This window comes from Bacillus sp. XF8 (genome assembly GCF_017498755.1).
In the GTDB taxonomy this organism is placed as follows: domain Bacteria; phylum Bacillota; class Bacilli; order Bacillales; family Bacillaceae_G; genus Bacillus_A; species Bacillus_A bingmayongensis.
In genome coordinates this window covers 71840-91992 of sequence record NZ_JAGDQK010000004.1, presented here as the reverse complement: position 1 = coordinate 91992, position 20153 = coordinate 71840, and the positions used below count along the sequence as shown (strand labels likewise).

The 20153-nt window shown below is 35.7% G+C and carries 21 protein-coding genes and 1 riboswitch; of the genes, 11 read left to right on the top strand and 10 right to left on the bottom strand.

Annotated elements, in window-relative coordinates:
• Positions 1 to 30: 30 nt before the first annotated feature.
• From nagA to phnF, 3 genes are read left to right on the top strand one after another with little or no spacing between them, the layout of a single operon-like run.
• On the top strand, positions 31 to 1173 hold the full coding sequence (gene nagA, locus J4P91_RS04665) for an N-acetylglucosamine-6-phosphate deacetylase (RefSeq protein WP_207993160.1): 1143 nt from the start codon (positions 31 to 33) through the stop codon (positions 1171 to 1173).
• Positions 1174 to 1177: 4 nt separating this feature from the next.
• Positions 1178 to 1966, top strand: a complete 789-nt coding sequence (nagB, locus tag J4P91_RS04660; protein WP_017151035.1) for a glucosamine-6-phosphate deaminase — start codon at positions 1178 to 1180, stop codon at positions 1964 to 1966.
• Positions 1896 to 2627: a phosphonate metabolism transcriptional regulator PhnF gene (phnF, locus tag J4P91_RS04655; RefSeq protein WP_081584591.1), complete on the top strand. Its 732-nt coding sequence runs from the start codon at positions 1896 to 1898 to the stop codon at positions 2625 to 2627. Before nagB ends, phnF begins: the two co-directional genes overlap by 71 nt.
• A gap of 74 nt (positions 2628 to 2701) precedes the next feature.
• Here phnF and J4P91_RS04650 read toward each other — a convergent pair whose 3' ends face one another.
• Positions 2702 to 3520 carry an HAD family hydrolase gene (locus J4P91_RS04650; RefSeq protein ID WP_207993084.1) on the bottom strand — a complete coding sequence of 273 codons (819 nt, stop codon included), beginning with the start codon at positions 3518 to 3520 and terminating at the stop codon, positions 2702 to 2704.
• A gap of 166 nt (positions 3521 to 3686) precedes the next feature.
• Here J4P91_RS04650 and glcT point away from each other — a divergent pair, with 166 nt between their 5' ends.
• From glcT to ptsP, 4 genes are all read left to right on the top strand, one after another.
• The gene (glcT, locus tag J4P91_RS04645) at positions 3687 to 4535 is read left to right on the top strand and encodes a glucose PTS transporter transcription antiterminator GlcT (RefSeq protein WP_207993083.1); all 849 of its coding nucleotides are present in this window, start codon (positions 3687 to 3689) and stop codon (positions 4533 to 4535) included.
• A 337-nt stretch (positions 4536 to 4872) separates the two neighbouring features.
• Positions 4873 to 6936, top strand: coding sequence for a PTS glucose transporter subunit IIABC (gene ptsG, locus J4P91_RS04640; protein WP_207993082.1), 2064 nt, complete (start codon positions 4873 to 4875; stop codon positions 6934 to 6936).
• Between the two features lie 137 nt (positions 6937 to 7073).
• Positions 7074 to 7337 (top strand): phosphocarrier protein HPr, encoded by a 264-nt coding sequence (gene ptsH / locus J4P91_RS04635; RefSeq protein ID WP_000411078.1) that lies wholly within the window; start codon positions 7074 to 7076, stop codon positions 7335 to 7337.
• A complete protein-coding gene (ptsP, locus tag J4P91_RS04630; RefSeq protein ID WP_207993081.1) occupies positions 7337 to 9049 on the top strand; it encodes a phosphoenolpyruvate--protein phosphotransferase in 1713 nt (570 codons plus the stop codon). Before ptsH ends, ptsP begins: the two co-directional genes overlap by 1 nt.
• 99 nt (positions 9050 to 9148) lie before the next feature.
• On the opposite strand, the gene J4P91_RS04625 is transcribed toward ptsP, so the two are convergent.
• The 3 genes from J4P91_RS04625 to J4P91_RS04615 form a co-directional block, all read right to left on the bottom strand.
• Positions 9149 to 9493, bottom strand: coding sequence for a DUF3915 family protein (locus J4P91_RS04625; protein WP_017151041.1), 345 nt, complete (start codon positions 9491 to 9493; stop codon positions 9149 to 9151).
• 304 nt (positions 9494 to 9797) lie between these two features.
• A complete protein-coding gene (locus tag J4P91_RS04620) occupies positions 9798 to 10016 on the bottom strand; it encodes a hypothetical protein (protein WP_017151042.1) in 219 nt (72 codons plus the stop codon).
• Between the two features lie 292 nt (positions 10017 to 10308).
• Complete coding sequence (locus tag J4P91_RS04615; protein WP_017151043.1) at positions 10309 to 10926, bottom strand: nitroreductase family protein; 618 nt, start codon at positions 10924 to 10926, stop codon at positions 10309 to 10311.
• A gap of 362 nt (positions 10927 to 11288) precedes the next feature.
• On the opposite strand from J4P91_RS04615, the gene J4P91_RS04610 reads away from it, so the two are divergent.
• From J4P91_RS04610 to J4P91_RS04595, 4 genes are all read left to right on the top strand, one after another.
• Positions 11289 to 12581, top strand: a complete 1293-nt coding sequence (locus J4P91_RS04610; RefSeq protein WP_207993159.1) for a sensor domain-containing diguanylate cyclase — start codon at positions 11289 to 11291, stop codon at positions 12579 to 12581.
• 92 nt (positions 12582 to 12673) lie between these two features.
• Positions 12674 to 13804 (top strand): serine hydrolase domain-containing protein, encoded by a 1131-nt coding sequence (locus tag J4P91_RS04605; RefSeq protein ID WP_207993080.1) that lies wholly within the window; start codon positions 12674 to 12676, stop codon positions 13802 to 13804.
• A 4-nt stretch (positions 13805 to 13808) separates the two neighbouring features.
• The gene (locus J4P91_RS04600; RefSeq protein ID WP_017151046.1) at positions 13809 to 14690 is read left to right on the top strand and encodes an NAD(P)-dependent oxidoreductase; all 882 of its coding nucleotides are present in this window, start codon (positions 13809 to 13811) and stop codon (positions 14688 to 14690) included.
• Positions 14690 to 15022: a DUF3909 family protein gene (locus tag J4P91_RS04595; RefSeq protein ID WP_017151047.1), complete on the top strand. Its 333-nt coding sequence runs from the start codon at positions 14690 to 14692 to the stop codon at positions 15020 to 15022. Before J4P91_RS04600 ends, J4P91_RS04595 begins: the two co-directional genes overlap by 1 nt.
• 121 nt (positions 15023 to 15143) lie before the next feature.
• Here J4P91_RS04595 and J4P91_RS04590 read toward each other — a convergent pair whose 3' ends face one another.
• From J4P91_RS04590 to J4P91_RS04565, 6 genes are all read right to left on the bottom strand, one after another.
• Complete coding sequence (locus J4P91_RS04590) at positions 15144 to 15419, bottom strand: hypothetical protein (RefSeq protein WP_017151048.1); 276 nt, start codon at positions 15417 to 15419, stop codon at positions 15144 to 15146.
• Positions 15420 to 15711: 292 nt separating this feature from the next.
• Complete coding sequence (locus J4P91_RS04585) at positions 15712 to 16224, bottom strand: cupin domain-containing protein (protein ID WP_017151049.1); 513 nt, start codon at positions 16222 to 16224, stop codon at positions 15712 to 15714.
• A complete protein-coding gene (locus tag J4P91_RS04580; protein WP_017151050.1) occupies positions 16202 to 16840 on the bottom strand; it encodes a methylthioribulose 1-phosphate dehydratase in 639 nt (212 codons plus the stop codon). Before J4P91_RS04580 ends, J4P91_RS04585 begins: the two co-directional genes overlap by 23 nt.
• A complete protein-coding gene (locus J4P91_RS04575; RefSeq protein WP_017151051.1) occupies positions 16837 to 17496 on the bottom strand; it encodes a 2-hydroxy-3-keto-5-methylthiopentenyl-1-phosphate phosphatase in 660 nt (219 codons plus the stop codon). The genes J4P91_RS04580 and J4P91_RS04575 overlap by 4 nt, the downstream gene beginning before the upstream one ends.
• A complete protein-coding gene (gene mtnW, locus J4P91_RS04570) occupies positions 17493 to 18737 on the bottom strand; it encodes a 2,3-diketo-5-methylthiopentyl-1-phosphate enolase (RefSeq protein WP_207993079.1) in 1245 nt (414 codons plus the stop codon). Before mtnW ends, J4P91_RS04575 begins: the two co-directional genes overlap by 4 nt.
• A 64-nt stretch (positions 18738 to 18801) precedes the next feature.
• A riboswitch (SAM riboswitch) is annotated at positions 18802 to 18907 on the bottom strand.
• A gap of 52 nt (positions 18908 to 18959) precedes the next feature.
• A complete protein-coding gene (locus J4P91_RS04565) occupies positions 18960 to 20150 on the bottom strand; it encodes a pyridoxal phosphate-dependent aminotransferase (protein ID WP_207993078.1) in 1191 nt (396 codons plus the stop codon).
• Between the last annotated feature and the right edge of the window lie 3 nt (positions 20151 to 20153).

Below are 20153 nucleotides of genomic sequence, written 5' to 3'. Positions count from 1 at the left end.
TAGGTATTTCATGGGAAAGGATCGATGAAAATGAAAACGCAAGTTGTCATCAACGCCAAAATTTATACAGGTCACGAGGTAATGGAAAGTGGATTTATTCGTTACGCAGAAAAAATTGAAGAAATTGGTTTGATGGCTCAATATGTATCACAAGAAAATGAAACTGTTTTTGATGCAGAAGGAAAAATTGTGATTCCAGGTATGATCGATGTTCATATTCATGGTGGATACGATATTGATGCGATGGATGCAAATAGCGATGGATTGGTAACTCTAGGTAAAGAAATGTTAAAAGAAGGGGTTACAACTTACTTCCCAACAACAATGACACAGGCTCCAGAAGCAATTGAAGCAGCTTTAAGTGCTGCAAAAGAAGCGAAAGAAAAAGGAGCGTATTTTGAATATATCCATTTAGAAGGACCATATGTTTCAAAAAAACGTGCAGGAGCACAGCCACTTGAGCATATCGTTCCTGCGAATATTGAACAATTTAAACAATGGCAAGAAGCAAGCGGTAATCTAATTAAATTAGTAACCTATGCACCAGAAGAAGAGGGTGCGGCAGAGTTTGAACAGTATCTTGCTGAAACTGGTGTTGTTGGTACAATAGGGCATACAGATGCAATTGATGCACAATTAAAAAATAGAAATATTACACACGCTACACACTTATACAATCAAATGCGTGGTTTACATCACCGTGAACCAGGTGTTGTTGGTCATGTGTTATTGAACCCAGATGTAATGGTTGAAGTTATTACAGATGGTATTCACATTCACCCAGACATGGTGAAATTAGCATATAAATTAAAAGGTCCTAAAAAAGTAAGTGTCATTACTGATGCGATGCGTGCAAAAGGTTTAGAAGACGGATTATATGAACTTGGTGGACAGCCTGTACACGTAAAAGATGGCAGTGCTCGTTTAGAAGACGGAACGTTAGCTGGTAGTATCTTGAAAATGGACCAAGCATTCCGAAATGTAATTGAATTTACAGGCTGTTCTATTGATGATGCTGTTTTGATGACATCAGTTAACCAAGCAGAAGAATTTGGATTAACGAATAAAGGTACATTAGCAGCAGGGAAAGATGCAGACTTTGTTGTCATGACTGAAGATTTACATGTATATGATACAGTTCGATTAGGAATTCATATGAAGGAAGGGAAGTAAATAGATGAATATTCTTGTTGTGAAAACTCCAGAAGAATTGGCAGAAGCGGGTTATAAATTAATTGAAGAAGTTGTAAAATCAAAAGAAAATCCAACATTAGGAATGGCTACAGGAAGCTCACCACTTGGGATTTATGCAGAAATGCGAAAAAATAAACTTGATACAAGCCGTGTAACCACTGTAAACTTAGATGAGTACGTAAATTTACCACACGAAGATAAAAACAGCTATCATTACTTTATGCAAGAACAGTTGTTTGATCATCTTCCATTTAAAGAAACTTATGTACCAAATGGGATGGCAAGTGATTTAGAAGAAGAGTGCAAGCGCTATGAAAGCATTCTAGCAGCTAACCCAGTTGACCTACAGATTCTTGGAATCGGTGAAAACGGTCACATCGGATTTAACGAGCCAGGAACAGCTTTTGATTCTCCAACTAACATTGTAGAATTAACAGAGTCTACACGCCAAGCAAACCTTCGTTTCTTCGAAAAAGAAGAAGATGTGCCAACTCATGCAATTACAATGGGGATTGGAAGCATTATGAAAGCAAAGCAAATTCTACTTGTTGCTATGGGACCAAAAAAAGCAGAAGCGATCAAGGAATTATTGCAAGGTGAGTATAGCGAAGCGTGCCCTGCTACAGTGTTGCAACGTCATCCGAATGTAACCGTAATTGCTGATCCAGAAGCTCTATCTTTATGCAGTGAGGCGATTGCTGATGAACATCGACAAGTATTCACCATTTCCGATCTATTATCAGATTCAAGAGTGGGTGAAACAGCTAATTGAGGACGGTGAATGGACGCCGGGAGATAAAATTCCATCTGAGAATGAACTTTGTGATAAGTTCGAAGTAAGTCGCATGACAATCAGACAGGCAATTAATAACTTAGTGGAACAAGGGTATTTATATCGAAAACGTGGAATTGGAACGTTCGTTCAACTTCCAAAAGTGGAGCAGAAACTGCAAGGAATGACGGGATTTACAGAGGATATGCTCTCCCGTGGTATGAAACCAAGCAGTCAGTTATTAAGCTTCCGCCTAGTTCCAGCTACTGCTAAAATAGCAGACCGGCTTAGAATTCAAGAGGGGGAATCGGTATATGAAGTGAGGCGTATTCGCTTAGCTGATGACGAACCGATTGCCTTTGAGACGGCATATTTGTCGCCAACTCTTGTAAAAGATATTAACGAAGAAATTCTGCAACAATCTTTATACGAACATTTAGAGAAAAAGTTAGGCTTTAAACTTGTTCGTGCTACCCAAGCAATTGAAGCGTCAATTGCAACAGATGATGAAGCGGAACATCTGCATATACCTAAAAAAGCACCTGTGCTTGTAATGCGACAATGGTCATATGCAGAAGGCGAATTACCGTTAGAATACGTGAAATGTATTTATCGTGGAGATCGTTATAAGTTTATTACGAATATTTCACGAAACAAGTAACATACTTTATTTTGTAAAATACATGAAACTCTCGATTCATTGGGTATGTAGAGAAATAAAAATACGACTCATCCTTATATGGAGTGAGTCGTATTTTTGTTTTGTTTTGAATTGTAAGTTACCACGTGTTTGACAGCGTCTTTAACAGACTCTACGACATAATGTGCATGTTCTTTCACTGCATCGTCAGCTTGTGACATGGCAAAGCTATGAGGTGTTAGATTGAACATAGGAATATCATTGTAAGAATCACCGATACAAGCAATTTCTTCAGGTTTTATTTGGAATTCTTCTAATAAAACAGAGATAGCCGATCCTTTACTAATATTTGGTGGCATGACATCTAAGCATTGTTCAGCTGAAATAAAAGTACTGACTTTCCCATGGAATTCTTCATCGATTTTTTTCTGAAGGGCTTGTAAGTCTTCTTTTATGCCACCAACAGAAATTTTATTTGGGAAGATTGTGTCATCAATTTTTTGTAATAAATTTGGTTCTTCAACAGAAGTCATTGTAACTTGTTTTTCAAGTTCATGGATAAAAGGTGTTTTTTCTTCGATGTAATAATTATGTTCATCACTTACATAACGAAAATACGGTTCCTCTTTTGTCATAGCTAACAAGTCAGGTAAAATATTTGAATCAAATGTCGCTGACAATAGCTGTTTATTTTCATGCGTATACACAAAGACACCGTTCACACTGATGCGGTGAAAATGAGTACCAACCTCTTTCATTAAACCAGCAATTTCATTATCAAGCCTGCCAGAGGCGAAACAAAGAATTACATCTTGCTCTGCGAGACTACGAAGTGCGGCAATATCTTCTTGATCAATGATGCCTCCATGTTGCATCATTGTACCATCAATATCGCTTACAAACATTTTAATCATGTTGCTTTGCTCCTTTCTATGTACATTCGCTCTTACATTATACGCATCTTGTGCAGTCATGTCTAAAAAATGACTTTTTCTAAAATGGTAGATGTTTTGCATTGACGAAAAAGAAGGATGTTCTGTAACATAAAAGCAGGCTATTTAAGTACGAGGGTGGTGTTATATGAATAATTATCTAGAAATTAAAAAAGTTTTAAATAATAATGTCATCATTGCGAGCCATCCGGAACATGAGGAAGTAGTAGTGATTGGCAAGGGAATTGGATTTGGAAAAAAAACAAAAGATGTGTTAGAAGCGGAACAAATTGAAAAAATGTTTGTTTTAAAAAATGAACGTGACCGTGAACAATATAAGCTTTTAGTGCCACATGTGAGCGAAAAGTTAATTGAATTGATGAACGATATTATGCTGTATATTCAAGAGAAGGCGCAGTCACCATTAAACGAACATATTCATATTGCCTTAACAGATCATATTTCTTTTGCAATTAAACGACTGAAACAAGGTTTTACAATAGATAACCCTTTTTTAGTTGAAACAAAAATGCTGTACCCAGAAGAATATAAAATTGCTCAAGGAGTTGTGCAACTCCTGAATTCCCGTTTGCAAATTACACTTCCGGAAGGGGAAATTGGTTTTATAGCTCTGCATATTTATAGCTCTTTAACAAACTCTGATTTATCTTCTGTTAATCAAAACTCCCGTCTTATTGCACAGCTGGTTTCTTTAATTGAAATAAATTTACACATTACCTTAGATCAAGAAAGCATACATTATCTACGTCTTATTCGTCACCTGCAGTACGCAATTGAACGAGTGAAAAACGGAGAAAAGGTTGAAGAGTCGCAAGGGTTTGCCGAGTTGCTAAGAGCAGAGTACCCTATTTGCTATAATTTGGCATGGAAATTGGTAAAGGTAATGCAAAAGGAATTACAGTTACCTGTATATGAAGCGGAAAGTATTTATTTAACGATGCATTTGCAAAGATTAGTAAAAGCGGATCAGATGTAAAAATATTTTATTTTTGTCTAAAATGAAAACGTTAAAAAAAATGATTGAATCGCTTACAAATATTTAGTATAATAATTCATGCAAAGTTATACAAATTTCGACAAACAATTTAAGGCAAATAACGAAAACGTTTGCTTTAAATAGTGAACTTATACGTAAAACTATTTTTGACACGTGTTACTGATTCGATCAGGCATGAGTGGAGAAAAGCCAGGAATGTAAGCTAGAGAAAGGGACATACTACCTTTTGTATAGCTACCGTTCTATCTTTTTTTCCTCATGCCTTTTTGGCGTTTGTCGAAAAATTATCAATATAGATAAGAGAGGAAGGGTTTCCATGTTTAAGAAGATCTTTGGTGTTCTTCAAAAGGTCGGAAAAGCGCTTATGCTTCCAGTAGCGATTTTACCGGCGGCAGGTATTTTACTTGGGTTTGGTAACGCATTTCAAAATGAAACGTTAACGGGTTTCATGCCTGCTTTAAAAGCAGATTGGTTTGTCATGGTTGCCAAAATCATGGAACAATCTGGTGATATTATTTTCGCGAACCTTGCGTTGTTATTCGCAGTTGGGGTAGCGATTGGACTCGCTGGTGGAGACGGAGTAGCTGGATTAGCAGCATTCGTTGGCTACTTAATTATGAACAAGACTATGAGTGTGTTCTTAGAAGTAGATAAGCTAGTGAAAGTAACAAGCACTGGGTCTGATCCAGTTAAAATTGGTTTTACAGATCCTGCTTACGCCAATGTATTAGGGATTCCAACGTTACAAACAGGAGTGTTTGGTGGTATTATCGTCGGAATATTAGCGGCATATTGCTATAATAAATACTTCAATATTGAATTGCCACCATACTTAGGATTCTTTGCAGGTAAACGTTTCGTACCGATTGCAACAGCAGCATTCTCTTTATTATTAGGGATTTTAATGTGCTTTATTTGGCCAACGATTCAAGGTGGCTTAAATACGTTCTCGCATCAAATGATTGATGCAAATAAAACGTTAGCGGCATTTATTTTTGGATTAATTGAACGTTCATTAATTCCATTTGGATTACATCACATTTTCTATTCACCATTCTGGTTTGAATTTGGTCAATATACAAATGCAGCGGGCGAATTAATTCGTGGTGACCAAAAGATCTTTATGGCACAATTAAAAGATGGTGTAGAATTAACAGCTGGTACATTTACAACAGGTAAATATCCGTTCATGATGTTCGGTCTTCCAGCAGCAGCTCTAGCAATGTATCATGAAGCACGTCCAGAAAATAAAAAATTAGCAGCTGGTATTTTAGGTTCTGCTGCGTTAACAGCTTTCTTAACAGGTATTACAGAACCACTTGAATTCTCATTCTTATTCGTAGCACCAGTACTATTCGGAATACATGCTGTATTCGCTGGTCTATCATTTATGACAATGCATATTCTAGGTGTTAAAATTGGTATGACATTCTCTGGTGGTTTAATTGACTTCATGTTATTCGGTGTTCTTCAAAACCGTACACCATGGTGGTGGGTAATCGTTGTAGGTCTTGTACTTGCAGTTATTTACTACTTCGGATTCCGCTTTGCAATCCGTAAATGGGATTTAAAAACACCTGGTCGTGAAATAACAACAGATGCTGATGGCGCAGGGAAAACAGAAGCAGGTGAACTTCCTCGTGAAGTGTTAGTAGCACTTGGAGGTAAAGAGAATATTGCTTCTCTAGATGCTTGTATTACTCGTTTACGTGTTCAAGTTAATGAACAAAAAAATGTCAACAAAGATCGTTTAAAAGAACTTGGGGCAGCGGGAGTACTTGAAGTTGGAAATAATATTCAAGCTATTTTCGGACCTAAATCTGATACATTGAAATCACAAATTCATGATATTATGTCAGGTCGTACACCTCATGTTGAAAAAGAAGAGCCAGTAAAAGTAGAAGAACCTGTACAAAAAGCTGATACAAATGAAACAATTGTATCTCCAATTGAAGGGAATCTTTTACCAATTACAGAAGTACCTGATCAAGTTTTTTCAGGGAGAATGATGGGTGATGGATTTGCAATTGAGCCAACGGAAGGAACAGTTGTTTCTCCAGTGGATGGAGAGATTGTTAATGTATTCCCAACAAAACATGCGATTGGTATTCAATCTGAAGGTGGAAAAGAAATCCTAATTCACTTCGGTATTGATACAGTAAAATTAAATGGTGAAGGTTTTGAAGCACTTGTAGCACAAGGTGATAAAGTGAAACAAGGACAACCTTTATTAAAAGTAGATTTAGCATTTGTAAAAGAAAATGCACCATCTATTATTACACCAATTATTTTTACAAATTTAGGGCAAGGGCAACAAGTTGAATTGAAAAAAGAAGGTAATGTTAAGAAGGGCGAAGCAGCTATTATTGACATTCAGTAAGAAATTGACGCAAAATGTTTATAATTATAATAGGCGATGTGGTTGACCGAACATCGCCTATTATATACAATATAGGTGGTGTAGTACTAACGTCTATACAACTTAAAAAATACTGTATTTAAAGGAGATAAATTATTATGGAAAAAATCTTTAAAGTAACTAGTGACTCAGGAATTCATGCTCGTCCAGCAACTCTACTTGTTAACACTGCAAGCAAATTTGGTGCTGACATTAACTTAGAGTATAACGGTAAAAACGTTAACTTAAAATCAATCATGGGTGTTATGTCTTTAGGTATTCAACAAGGCGCAGAAATTAAAATCACTGCAAATGGTGATGATGCAGCTCAAGCACTAGCAGCTATCGAAGAAACTATGAAAAACGAAGGATTAGGAGAATAATGACTCTTAATATTCAAGGGATCGCTGCATCAAGTGGGATTGCTATTGCAAAGGCTTTCAGACTTGAAAATCCTGAATTTAACATTGAAAAGAAAACGATTACGAACGAAGCTGCAGAAATTGCACGCTTAGACGCTGCGCTTGAGAAAGCAAAATCTGAATTAGAAGCAATTAAAGACCATGCTTTTGCTGAGCTTGGTGCTGATAAAGCTGCTATCTTCGAAGCACATTTACTAGTACTAAATGATCCAGAACTAGTTAACCCAGTAAAAGATAAAGTAAACAATGAAAAAGTAAATGCTGAATTTGCAATGGATGAAGTTGCAACAATGTTCATTACTATGTTTGAAAACATGGATAACGAATATATGAAAGAGCGCGCAGCGGATATTCGCGACGTAACAAAACGCGTTCTTGCACATTTACTAGGAATTAACTTCTCAAACCCAAGTACAATTTCTGAAGAAGTAATCATCATTGCTGAAGATTTAACACCATCTGATACAGCTCAATTAAACCGTAAATATGCAAAAGGTTTTACAACTGATATTGGTGGACGTACATCTCACTCTGCAATTATGGCTCGTTCTATGGAAATTCCAGCTGTTGTTGGTACAAAAGTTGTTATGGAGAAAATCCAAAACGGCGATATGGTAATTATCGACGGTTTAGATGGAGAAGTAATTGTGAACCCATCTGAAGAAACTCTTCATGCTTTTGAAGAAAAGAAAGCGAAATTCGAAGAACAAAAAGCTGAATGGGCTAAGTTAAAAGATCAAGCAACTGTAACAAGCGATGGACATCATGTTGAGCTTGTTGCAAACATCGGAACACCAAATGATGTACAAGGTATCATTGACAATGGTGGAGAAGGCGTTGGTTTATACCGTACAGAATTCTTATACATGGGCCGTGATAATCTTCCAACAGAAGAAGAACAGTTCGAAGCGTATAAAGCAGTTCTTGAAGGTGTAAAAGAAGGTCAACCAGTTGTCGTTCGTACACTTGACATCGGTGGAGATAAAGAGCTTCCGTACTTACACTTACCAAAAGAAATGAACCCATTCTTAGGTTACCGTGCAATTCGCTTATGTCTTGAAGAACAAGATGTGTTCCGTACACAACTTCGTGCATTACTTCGTGCAAGCGTATATGGTAATTTAAAAATTATGTTCCCAATGATTGCAACTCTTGATGAATTCCGTCAAGCAAAAGCAATTTTATTGGAAGAGAAAGAAAGACTTGTTCAAGCTGGTACAACTGTTTCTGACGCTATTGAAGTAGGTATGATGGTAGAAATCCCTGCTTCTGCAGTATTAGCAGATCAGTTTGCTAAAGAAGTTGATTTCTTCTCTATCGGAACAAATGACTTAATCCAATACACAATGGCTGCTGACCGTATGAATGAGCGTGTATCTTACTTATACCAACCGTATAACCCGTCTATTTTACGTCTTGTAAAAATGGTTATCGATGCTGCTCATAAAGAAGGAAAATGGGCTGGTATGTGTGGTGAGATGGCAGGAGATTCACTTGCAATCCCATTATTACTTGGATTAGGATTAGATGAATTTAGTATGAGTGCAACATCTATCCTTCCTGCAAGAACACAACTGAGTAAGTTGTCAAAAGCACAAATGGAAGAATTAGCACAAAAAGCATTGACAATGTCAACTGCTGAAGAAGTTGTTGAATTAGTTAAAAGCATTTAATACTAATAAAAAAACCTGAGCCGATTTGAAATCGGTCTCAGGTTTTCTTATATACTAAACCTAGATGAGCTTTTATAAATCTGGGGATACGAAATAGATTTAAACAGCGATTGCGATTATATCTTCCGGGCAGACACGTAATAAACCTCTAAATGTGTTTACTTCTTCTCCATCAAGCTCTTCTGCATCTGCTTCTTCAAATTGGGAGAAAAGCGCTACTCCACAGGAAAAACCTTCAAATACAACGTCACGGAATGTACCGCAATGTTTGACTTTTAAAAGAGAAATTCTTGTTCCGATTGAAATGTTAATAAGAACGTTACATAGTGATGATTTTTTTCGATCGTCTTTATGGAAATCATCTTTTCGAAAATCATCTTTTTTACAATCATTGTCAAAGTGACAACCTCTAAAGTCGTCACGACATCCAAAAGATCCAAACATAATTCTCATCACCCCCTTCACACTTATAATGTATGTAAGTTACATATGTGGTGATTGGACAGAGCGGGAATTTTTGCTGGGATATTTTCTTATTTTAAATGACTAGATAGGTATTTGTTACTTAATGGTATTTAGATAAGGACAAATGACAGGAGGATAGATCGAAACTTTTCTTAGTGTTTTTTCTTTATTCAAGAATTTGGGTTTTATCATCTTTGCATCAATAAGAGTTTTTAGGGGACTTATTATCCACGTATAATTGGATACATAGAAAAAGATACCTTCGTTGATAACAAGGTATCCTTTACACTTTTTTACTTTTATATAAAACGATTGCATACACGGGAAGAGCCAACAGTAATGGTACGATAGATTGTGAAATATGTAGTCCGTCTTCTAGCTGTAGTGCTTTTTCTTTTGGAAATTGTAGCATTGTAATATTTGTGGCATCTCCAATAAAGTATAGAAGCAGTACAGTTACGGTATAGCTTAAAAATGCAATAAAGCTTCCATATGAATTCAATGAAAATCCCTCTCTTGTTATCTATTTGTTACTATTGTATCATAATTGTAACAAAAAAACACCCCTATATTTCAAATTAGAAACATAATTCGACACGATACGTCATTTTTAAGCGTATATCAGGGGAGAATGAAGTTGAATTTATAGAGTTATGTCGATTTTTATATAGAGTTATTACAGAGAGATGACATTAAAGTAAAAACGAAGGACACTAGCCTTCGTTCTTAACTCATTATTCATAGTTAGTAACTTTCTACCCTGAAATTTCAAGATAGTATAGATTTAATTTATTTTATTTTACCCATTCTGTTACTTGTTCAACATTCATACGTGGTGCTGGATGTCCTTTTAATGTAGATTCACCAATTGTAATTAGCATGATTGGTACATAGCGAGAAGAAACATTAAATTCATCCATTAGTGCTTGCGGATTAAAACCACCGATTGCACAAGTGTCCCAGCCAGTTGCCTTAGCTGCAAGCATAAGTTGCATTGCGGCTAAGGATGCATTAGAGAAGGCTGCATCGCGTGGATATTGTTCACGCTTATATGCAGATTCGATATTTTGTGCTAAACGTTCTTTTGCTTCTTCTTTCATAAATCCTTGCTCTACGATTGGTCCATATACAGAATCAATGTTTTTATTTGCTTCTAGATCACCTAAAATAGCGACTACTGCAGAGGCATCGAGAATTTGTTGTTGGTTATAAGCGATTGGATGTAAACGGTTTTGTACATCTTTGCCTTGGAAAACAAGGAATTTCCAATGTTGTAAGTTCCAAGCTGACGGTGCTTGACCAGCTGCTTTCAAAATTTCTTGTAATTCCTCTTTTGAAATCTCTTTTTCAGGATTGAATGCACGATTAGATGTTCGTTCATATAAAACAGTAAAGAAATCTTGCTGTGTCATAATATACCTCCTAAGTTTTATGCGGATTTATAAAAAATACCATATGTAAAAAAATCAACTTACATTTTGTAAGTTATTACTGTAAAAGAATATAATATCTTTATTTTAATTGTCAAGTTGTTGAGAATAGAATAAAAAGGGACATTCGTACAATCGCTGTCATTCATATAGTCATACAATAAAAGGATGATTCACAGATCAAGAAGAAATATGTAAAGTGAAGCTTCTGTCAGTGGGAGAGTTCCTCATTCCTGTTGATGATCAGCCCTCACCAATCGGGTTCTTTTGATAACGGTCCCTTATAGAAAAGGATAGTGAAGAATTCAGTAGAACAGGATATATGAAGTGAGTGAAGACCAGTGGTGAACATATTACATTTTTTATTAGAGAATACGGTTTTTCAAAATGTATTACAGGATCTCCATGTAAATGTACTTTATATAGAAGAAGGGCGTAATCACCAGTATACGATAGACAATATACATCCGAAATGTATGTTTATAGCAAGTAGTTTTGAAGAAGGAGAAATGTTATTTGAAAAAGTGCGACCACAAATTGTGATCATTTATGTGTCGAATGGTACGCAAGTAGAGTATATAAAACAAATATATAATTCAATGAGTTCTTTTATTGTTATCTGGGATCAGCCGGTGACTTCAAAATTTGTAGATTTGCTTACAATAGGGGTACGAAATATTGTGATAGCTCCTGTTACACCACAGGCTGTGTTAGAAGAGGTAAACAAAAGCCTCTATCAATTAACACTATTGCAACAAGTGACTATTCAACAAGAGCTTCTTCAAATGATGTTTGATTTTCAAAATGATTTATTATTCATTTTAGAAGATGATGAGATCGTCGACTGTAATACGAACTTTTTGAGTTTTTTTGGATATGAAAATTTAGTTTCATATCATGAGAATCATATGATATTTGCGGAACATTTTATTCAAGAGCATGGATATTACGCAACAGATCACGATATAACTTGGCTCGATGATTCTTTAGCGCAAGCCAGAAAAATAAAAATGTATAATCATGAAGGCGAAGAGTTTGTTTTTTTATTACGTGCTGCATCTGTACCAGAAGATTTCTCTAGGTTTATTGTTAAGTGTACAGATATTACGGAATTAGATGAACTATATCAAGAACAAGAACAGCTTGCTGCAATTGATTCTTTAACAGAAATATATAATCGTTTGAAGTTTCAACAACTATTAGAAGAAAAATGGAAAAAAGAGAAACGAATGAATCAAACAATGGCAATTATTCTTTTTGATATAGACGATTTTAAAAAAGTGAATGACACATATGGTCATGATTTTGGTGATTTAGCATTAATTCAGTTAGCCGAACTTATGAAATCTAAAATAGCATCCCAGCATATTTTCGCACGGTGGAGCGGAGAAAAATTTATTATATTAGTAATCAATACGACGGAAAAAGAGGCCTTCCAAGTTGCTGAATCACTACGTTTTTTTATTGAAACGAAACAATTCTCGAGCATTTCGAAGTTAACCGCAAGTTTTGGAGTTGCTTTATATGAGCAAGGGATTACAAAAGAAGAATTGATGCAGCGAGCGGATATTGCTTTATATGAAGCGAAAAAAAATGGGAAAAACCAAGTGCGTTTATATAGAAAAGAAAAAATGTGAATTTTTCGCAACAAAGTGTTGCGATTTTTTTCTGTTGTCTGATAATAGAAAGAGGGGACCATTTATAACGAAGTAACTGCGGAGGTTTTTGAATGATAAAAAGATTTATTATGATGGTCTTCGGCTGCTTTATAGTATGCGGAATTGTGTACTACTTTTTTTATACGTCGGAGAAGCAAGAAGTGTCAACATCAAAGGTAACGCCTTCTGTTAAATCTGAATTACAGGATAATTTGGAAGAAAAAAAGGAACCGTCAATTGATTATGCTAGTGTGGCACAAAAGTTAGATCAATATTTAAAAAATAAAGATTTTAATGGAACGGTTCTTGTAACAGATAAAGATCATGTTGTGCTGAACAAAGGATATGGATATGCGGATGTTCAAAGTAAAATTGAAAATACGCCACAAACCAAATATCGAATTGGTTCAATTACTAAGACTGTTGTGGCAACATCAATTTTACAGTTGCAAGAGCAAGGAAAGTTAAATATTCAGGACAATGTAAATAAATATATTCCTGTATTTCCGGCAAATAAAAATATCACATTATATCACTTATTAACACATACTTCGGGTTTACCAGGGGAGGGAAAGGGAAAAGTAAATGCCGCGTCACGTTTAAATTTAGTTACGTGGATTGGAAAACAAAATGTAGAATTTCCACCGGGAACTGGCTGGAGGTATACGGATTATAATTATATGGTGTTGGCTTATATTATAGAAAATATAACTAAAAAGCCTTTAGGTGAATATATAAAGGAAAACATTTTTGAGCGAGCGAAAATGTATGAATCGGGCATGGGGAATATGGTGCCAGGAGATCAACATTTTACTAAAGGATATACAAAGAAAGATAATGTACTTGTACCTGCACCAAAATTGGCAATGGATTGGTTATATGGCTGTGGTGAGATGTATACTACAGTTGGAGATATGAAAAAGTTAGATGAAGCGATTATAAACGGAAAACTTCTTTCAGAGAAAAGTATACAAGCGATGTTTACACCTTCATCCGAAAAACAATATGCATTTAGTTTATATATTTACCATGATTATTTTCATAATCATGGTGTACTTGCTGGTTGGAATACATTTAATAATTTTAATAAAGATAAGGGAACATTTGTTGTTTTATTCTCAAATGTACAAAATAGCATAAATGATGATTTCAATAAGGAATTTCGAAAGATGGTAAGCGACTTATTAGAACAAAGGGGATGAGTGGATGAAACAAGTAATTTCATCAATTGGTTTTATAGGTACAGGTGTTATGGGGAAAAGTATGGTACAGCATTTATTACAAGGTGGCTATATAGTATATGTGTATAACCGTACGAAAGAAAAAGCAACTTCTTTATTAAAAGAAGGAGCGCATTGGTGTGATTCACCAAAAGAATTGGTGAAAAATGTAGATGTTGTTATGACGATGGTAGGGTATCCGCATGATGTAGAAGAAATCTATTTTGGAACAGAGGGAATTCTCGAACATGCAAATGAAGGTACAATTGCAATTGATTTTACAACATCTACACCAACACTAGCAAAGCGTATATATGAAGCTGGAAAAACAAAGAATGTACATACTCTAGATGCACCGGTATCGGGAGGAGATATTGGAGCGAAAGAAGGAAGACTTGCCATTATGATTGGTGGAGATCCAGAAGTATATGAAGTTTGTTTACCTTTATTTGAGAAACTCGGGGAAAACATTCAGCTACAAGGACCAGCAGGAAGTGGACAACATACAAAAATGTGTAATCAAATTGCGATCGCTTCTAATATGATAGGAGTTTGTGAAGCGGTAGCGTATGCAAAGAAAGCAGGTTTAGATCCAGATAAAGTACTAAAAAGTATTTCAACTGGAGCAGCTGGTAGTTGGTCATTAAGTAATTTAGCTCCGCGTATGCTAAAGGAAGACTTTGCGCCAGGGTTTTATGTAAAACATTTCATGAAGGACATGAAGATTGCATTAGATGAAGCTGAAAAGTTAGAATTACCTGTACCTGGATTAGCTCTAGCAAAAGAGCTATATAATGAATTAATAGAAGCGGGAGAAGAGGATAGTGGGACACAGGTTTTGTATAAGAAATATATGGGGGTAATATAATGGATTTAGAAAAATTTGATGGAATGATTGATGCTGTGCAGCGTGCAACCTGTATGCCAATTAATGATAAACAACAAGCAGCATTTAAACAAAAGTATGATTTTGAGCCAACATTTGAGTATGGACGTGATGAGAACGGTCATTATGTTATTCGAGCATCAAAGGAAATGCTAGAAGAAATGGAATTTTATTTAGCTTTAAAGTACGATCGTGAAGGAATCGATCTTTATATGCATGCTGAAATTGATGGAGTACGCTATGTATCTGTTAGTTATGGAGAAGATGCTCTTCATTTACAAGAACTATTTCAGTTTTTGGAAGATAATAAATAAAAAAGTCCTCATTTGAGGACTTTTTTATTATGTTTAAAATATTTTTTCGGAAAAGCTGGAAGTTAATTTTGAAAAGGCAGGCTATATTGAAGTAGATGTATGGTGAGGATATAGTAATGGATTATAAGCTAGAAGCACGACGAGAGCGTTCAATTGGAAATGGGATGATTTTAGCCATATGATTGTGACGGAATTGTTTTGTACGAGCGTGACGTAATATATATAATGCAAAGAGAATAGCAACAGGAATAGCGCCGAATAAACCAAAGAGTAAAGCGCTTACAGAAGATGCGACAAAACCTAGCATACCGATTTCTAATTCCTCCATAATTGCTCCAAGAATAGCAGGAATAGCTCCACAAGTAACCCCAAGTATAAGTGCTATAATTAAATTCATGTTCTTCCCCCTCTTTTTGCAGTTTTCTTTTCACTTCATTTTCTATTATTTGTATTATAACACAATTTAAACAGAATTTTCAGAAAAAGTTCAAAAAATGTTCAAATTTTATTGATAAATACACTTGATAAATTCTTAAATAAGGAGAAGGTTTGTGTAGTGTCGAAAAAAACAAAAAATCAGGCTTATTTCATATTTTTGAAATAAGCCTGTTCCATAGGAGGATGTATATATGTAGAGTGAATAAAAGGAAGGAAAAGGGGGTCCAATTCCTTTTATTCAACTAACTACCTTAATAAATAGGAACCCAGCCTTCCGTTGTAACAAAAATACGAATGGCTACAACTTGGCGATCATCTTGTAATGTGAAATAATGTCTTGCATTTTCAGGTACTGAGATAAGATCACCAGGTTTAAGTTCAACATCAAAGAAGTGCCCATCTTTACCTTCAATGGCAAAAATACCATGTCCGCTGACAATAAAACGAACTTCATCGTCAGTATGATGGTGCTCTCGTTTAAAGTTAATTAATAACTCATCAAGGTTAGGAGTTGCATTTGAAAGGGAAATAACATCATGTGCTTTATAACCTCGACGTTCTGAAACATCAGCAATTTCCTTAGAGAATACTGTTAAAATTTCTTTTTTGTTTTCATCAGTTAAGGAGTAGTTTTCTTTTAAATGAGCAGGAAGTTTTGAAATATCCCATTTCTCATATAAAACGCCTTCTCCTTGTAAAAATTGCTCTACTTCCACTTCATTTTCAATGCGAGTATTTATTTCATGAATATAAATTTGCGCCATGTGAAACGCCTCCTTGAATTGATAATAGTTTTATATGAAATTGGAATAAAAACTCATATGCTTCTAATCTTTTCTTTGCATCAAAGCTATCTTTTCCCCAAACGGTAATCCCATGGTTTCGGATTAATACAGCGCCTGAATCTTCACGGATATGCTTCTTGAATTTTTCCCCAAGTGAAGGAATGTGGGCATCATTTTCAATAATTGGGATGCGAATTGTTGCACCTTCTTCCCAAATATCAAGGGCTTTAATAATTTCTTGATTACGAAGAATAACTTCTTCGTTATATAAATTTGTGATGACGTTATTATCGGTTGTATGAACATGCAGGACACAACCAGCATTTGTATGGTTATAAATATGCGTATGCAATATGGTTTCGGCAGAAGGGCGTAAATCGGTCTCTAAGACTGGTTCTCCTTGATAATCTACCAATAGAAAATCATCAGGTGTTGTTTTTGTTTTATCCTTACCGCTTGCTGAAATAAGAAAGGTAAGTGGTTCGTGATTTACTTTTATAGAAATATTTCCACTTGTTGCTGGAAACCAGTTGCGACTCGTTAATTCCTTTTTTATTTCACTTAGGTTATGCCACTGACGAAAAAGTTGTTTCATAACTTTACCTCCAACAAGTGCCGTAATTCAGTTTGAATATCATAAAATGTTTCAAATGGTGTGTAAGGAATATGGTATTCTTCACATTTTGTAATAAGAAAATCTCGAGCAAATACCTTATCAGCTTGTTTGGCTGCTTGTAAATCTGTAATTGAGTCGCCTACTACAATATGAAAATCATTTTTAGAACTAAGGTTTCGAATTAATGTTGATTTACAAAGGCCACAATTATAATTACAATGTTCATCGCAAGGGTGTGGCCATTTTACTTCGATATATTTTTCGGAAAAATCAGTCGCGTTACAATAAATTCGGTTTTCTGGAACGAGTCCTTCCAAGAGGGGATGAACGAAGAAATCCATCCCTCCAGAAATAACATAAAAAGAAATGTTATTTTCATTTATAAACTGTAAAAATTCCTCAAAACCAGTGCGTATATTAGCTGTTTCTTTGAGGAATCTGATGATATTATCACGCAAAGTTGTTGGTAATAATTTAAAAAGTTGTGATACACCTTCTTGAATAGAAATGTCTTGTGATAAAATCTTTTGTTTTATTTCCTCAGCTTTTGGTGGTGCGAATTTTTCCATAATGGAAACGATATTATCGTTATTTGTAATGGTTCCATCAAAGTCACAGAAGATTTGAATACTCATATTTTCACCTCGCGAGATGGATTTCCCCATAATTGCAGTGCAGCATGTAAATCAGTGTTATCTACTTCATGCAATGGTGTTCGATGCAAAGCGGCATCAATTGCTGCTCGAAATGCTTTTCCGCCGCCTTGTGCACCGCTTGGATGACCGTGAATACCACCACCTGCGTTAATGACAACATCCTTGCCAAAATCGCGAAGGATAAATGGAACAAAACCAGGATGAATGCCAGCTGATGGAACAGGGAAGCTTCTTTTTAAAGCAGGGTCTTCTTTTGTTAGTGCCTCTGTAATAAGAAGCGCTTCCTCTTTTTCTAATGCAACACTGCCGTATGGTGATGGAAATAAAGAGAAATCTGCACCAGCATAACGAAGCAATTTTCCAAGTAACAATGGTGAAGAAAATCCGTATAATTTTGATGATGCATAAGCACCGCTAACAGCAGGATGCGCCATAATAGGAATTGAAATATTTTCATCTTCTGCAAGTGACTGGAGTACATCTAATCCGTACGCAAATACATTGAAGAGTAGGATATCTGCACCGTATTCGATTGCTCGTTTTGCATTTTCTTTTAAATCATACGTACGTCCTGTTAAATTTACTGCATATAAAGTTTTATGACCATATGTTTCGTATACAGACTGTAATACTTCTTTTCCTGCATGAATTCGTTTTGTGAGCGGTGTTAATGAATTTTCAAATAAGATTTCATCATCTTTTACAATATCTACACCGCCAATTGCTTGATCACGTAGTTGAGTTTTTAAATATCCGATATTGCGTCCGATCATTCCTTTGAAAATGCTCATTAGAAGTGGACGGTCGTGAATATGTAAGAGATTTCGAATTCCCTCAATGCCAAATTTAGAGCCAGGGAAATGTTCTTTTAAGTCATCTGAAAATGTTAAATCAATCAGTTTAACTTCGCCATCTAATGATAATTTTCCAAAAGTTGTTGTTAAAATAGCTGGTAAATCAGGGCTGAAATTTAGTGATGGATAATGAATTTTAATGAGTCCACGTGTTATTTTTTTTCCAAGATACGTATTTACATGTTCTTGTTCTTCCAACTCTTCGACATGAATGACGCTACCTTTATGTTGTTTTAATTGTTCTTGTAATAAGTGTGGTAAATGAGTCCATGAACCAATTGTCAAACCGAGAGCAATTTGCTCAGCCTTTTTCGCTAAATTATGGGAATCATCATGGATTAAATATGTTGCTGTTATTCCGCTCATTTTCATAACCTCCTAGTTAAATAAAAAAACCTCTCAGCTAAGGAGAGGTTTTTTTACAACCAGCTCCTTATCTGTCAGCGTAATGCTGCGAGAATTAGCACCGTGCCTACAATTGTAGATCGGTTGCCGGGTTTCGTCGGGCTCGTCCCTCCACCTGCTCTTGATAAGAAGTATTTAGAAATGTTAAAATTTTTTTGATATCTGAATTTTGACAGAGTTTTTTTAGGATGTCAATGGCTTTTTGAAAATTTTTAATTTCTGGATTCGTTGAATAGCTTCCTGTAATCGTTCTTCTGTATGTAATAACCCGATGCGAACGTAGCCTTCACCATGTTTGCCGAATCCGACTCCAGGTGCAACTGCTACATGTGCTTGTTCTAACAATAAGTCAGTAAATTGCTCCGATGTATAACCATCAGGAACGGGAAGCCATGCAAAAAATGATCCATTTGGTGCGACAACATCCCAGCCGATCGAACGGCAAGCTGTAATGAGTACATTTCTCCGTGCTTCATAGCGTTCAACCAATTCATTTACACAAGATTGTGAACTTAATAGTGCCTCGCGAGCCGCCTCTTGCACAGCACCAAAAATGCTTACATACATATGATCTTGTAGTAAATTGATCGTTTCAATTACACTTTCGTTACCGACAGCAAAGGCGATGCGCCAACCAGCCATATTAAATGTTTTTGATAGTGTATAAATTTCAATACCAACATCTTTGGCACCGTTTGCTTGTAAGAAGCTAGTTGGTTTGTTACCATCAAAGCCAATTGCTCCATAGGCAAAGTCGTGAACCACTAAAATATCGTTTTCATTTGCAAATGTAATTGTTTCTTCAAAGAACTCTTTTGATGCGACAGCACCAGTTGGATTGTTAGGATAATTTAAAAACATCAATTTTGCTTGTTTGGCAATAGAATCATTGATTTTATTGTAATCTGGTAAAAAATTATTTTCTGCTAACAATGGCATCGTCTCAAATTGTGCTTTTGCTAAAGCGACACCTGATAAATAGTCAGGATATCCTGGGTCAGGTACAAGAATTGTATCACCAGGGTTTGTAAAACAAAGCGGTAATTCAACCAGCCCTGCTTTACCACCAAATAAAATAGCAACTTCTGTTTTAGGGTTTACGTTGACTCCGTATTCACGTTCATAGAACGTCGCAACGGCTTTTTTTAAGCTTTCATGTCCGCGAAATGGCGGATATTTATGGTGAACTGCTTTTTCTGCTGCACGTTGTAAAGCTGTTACGATATGCGGCGGTGTTGGTTGATCTGGGTTGCCTTGTCCTAGATTGATAACATCGTGACCTGCTTCAACTACTTTGTTAACTTTTGCAACAAGTGAAGCGAAAAACTGTGTTGGTAATGATGTTACAATCTCGGAAGGTTGAAAATGTTTCATACT

Coding starts and splice junctions, on each gene's coding strand:
- nagA (WP_207993160.1), top strand. CDS start 31: ATGAAAACGCAAGTTGTCATCAACGCCAAAATTTATACAGGTCACGAG.
- nagB (WP_017151035.1), top strand. CDS start 1,178: ATGAATATTCTTGTTGTGAAAACTCCAGAAGAATTGGCAGAAGCGGGT.
- phnF (WP_081584591.1), top strand. CDS start 1,896: ATGAACATCGACAAGTATTCACCATTTCCGATCTATTATCAGATTCAA.
- J4P91_RS04650 (WP_207993084.1), bottom strand. CDS start 3,520: ATGATTAAAATGTTTGTAAGCGATATTGATGGTACAATGATGCAACAT.
- glcT (WP_207993083.1), top strand. CDS start 3,687: ATGAATAATTATCTAGAAATTAAAAAAGTTTTAAATAATAATGTCATC.
- ptsG (WP_207993082.1), top strand. CDS start 4,873: ATGTTTAAGAAGATCTTTGGTGTTCTTCAAAAGGTCGGAAAAGCGCTT.
- ptsH (WP_000411078.1), top strand. CDS start 7,074: ATGGAAAAAATCTTTAAAGTAACTAGTGACTCAGGAATTCATGCTCGT.
- ptsP (WP_207993081.1), top strand. CDS start 7,337: ATGACTCTTAATATTCAAGGGATCGCTGCATCAAGTGGGATTGCTATT.
- J4P91_RS04625 (WP_017151041.1), bottom strand. CDS start 9,493: ATGTTTGGATCTTTTGGATGTCGTGACGACTTTAGAGGTTGTCACTTT.
- J4P91_RS04615 (WP_017151043.1), bottom strand. CDS start 10,926: ATGACACAGCAAGATTTCTTTACTGTTTTATATGAACGAACATCTAAT.
- J4P91_RS04605 (WP_207993080.1), top strand. CDS start 12,674: ATGATAAAAAGATTTATTATGATGGTCTTCGGCTGCTTTATAGTATGC.
- J4P91_RS04600 (WP_017151046.1), top strand. CDS start 13,809: ATGAAACAAGTAATTTCATCAATTGGTTTTATAGGTACAGGTGTTATG.
- J4P91_RS04595 (WP_017151047.1), top strand. CDS start 14,690: ATGGATTTAGAAAAATTTGATGGAATGATTGATGCTGTGCAGCGTGCA.
- J4P91_RS04590 (WP_017151048.1), bottom strand. CDS start 15,419: ATGAATTTAATTATAGCACTTATACTTGGGGTTACTTGTGGAGCTATT.
- J4P91_RS04585 (WP_017151049.1), bottom strand. CDS start 16,224: ATGGCGCAAATTTATATTCATGAAATAAATACTCGCATTGAAAATGAA.
- J4P91_RS04580 (WP_017151050.1), bottom strand. CDS start 16,840: ATGAAACAACTTTTTCGTCAGTGGCATAACCTAAGTGAAATAAAAAAG.
- J4P91_RS04575 (WP_017151051.1), bottom strand. CDS start 17,496: ATGAGTATTCAAATCTTCTGTGACTTTGATGGAACCATTACAAATAAC.
- mtnW (WP_207993079.1), bottom strand. CDS start 18,737: ATGAGCGGAATAACAGCAACATATTTAATCCATGATGATTCCCATAAT.
- J4P91_RS04565 (WP_207993078.1), bottom strand. CDS start 20,150: ATGAAACATTTTCAACCTTCCGAGATTGTAACATCATTACCAACACAG.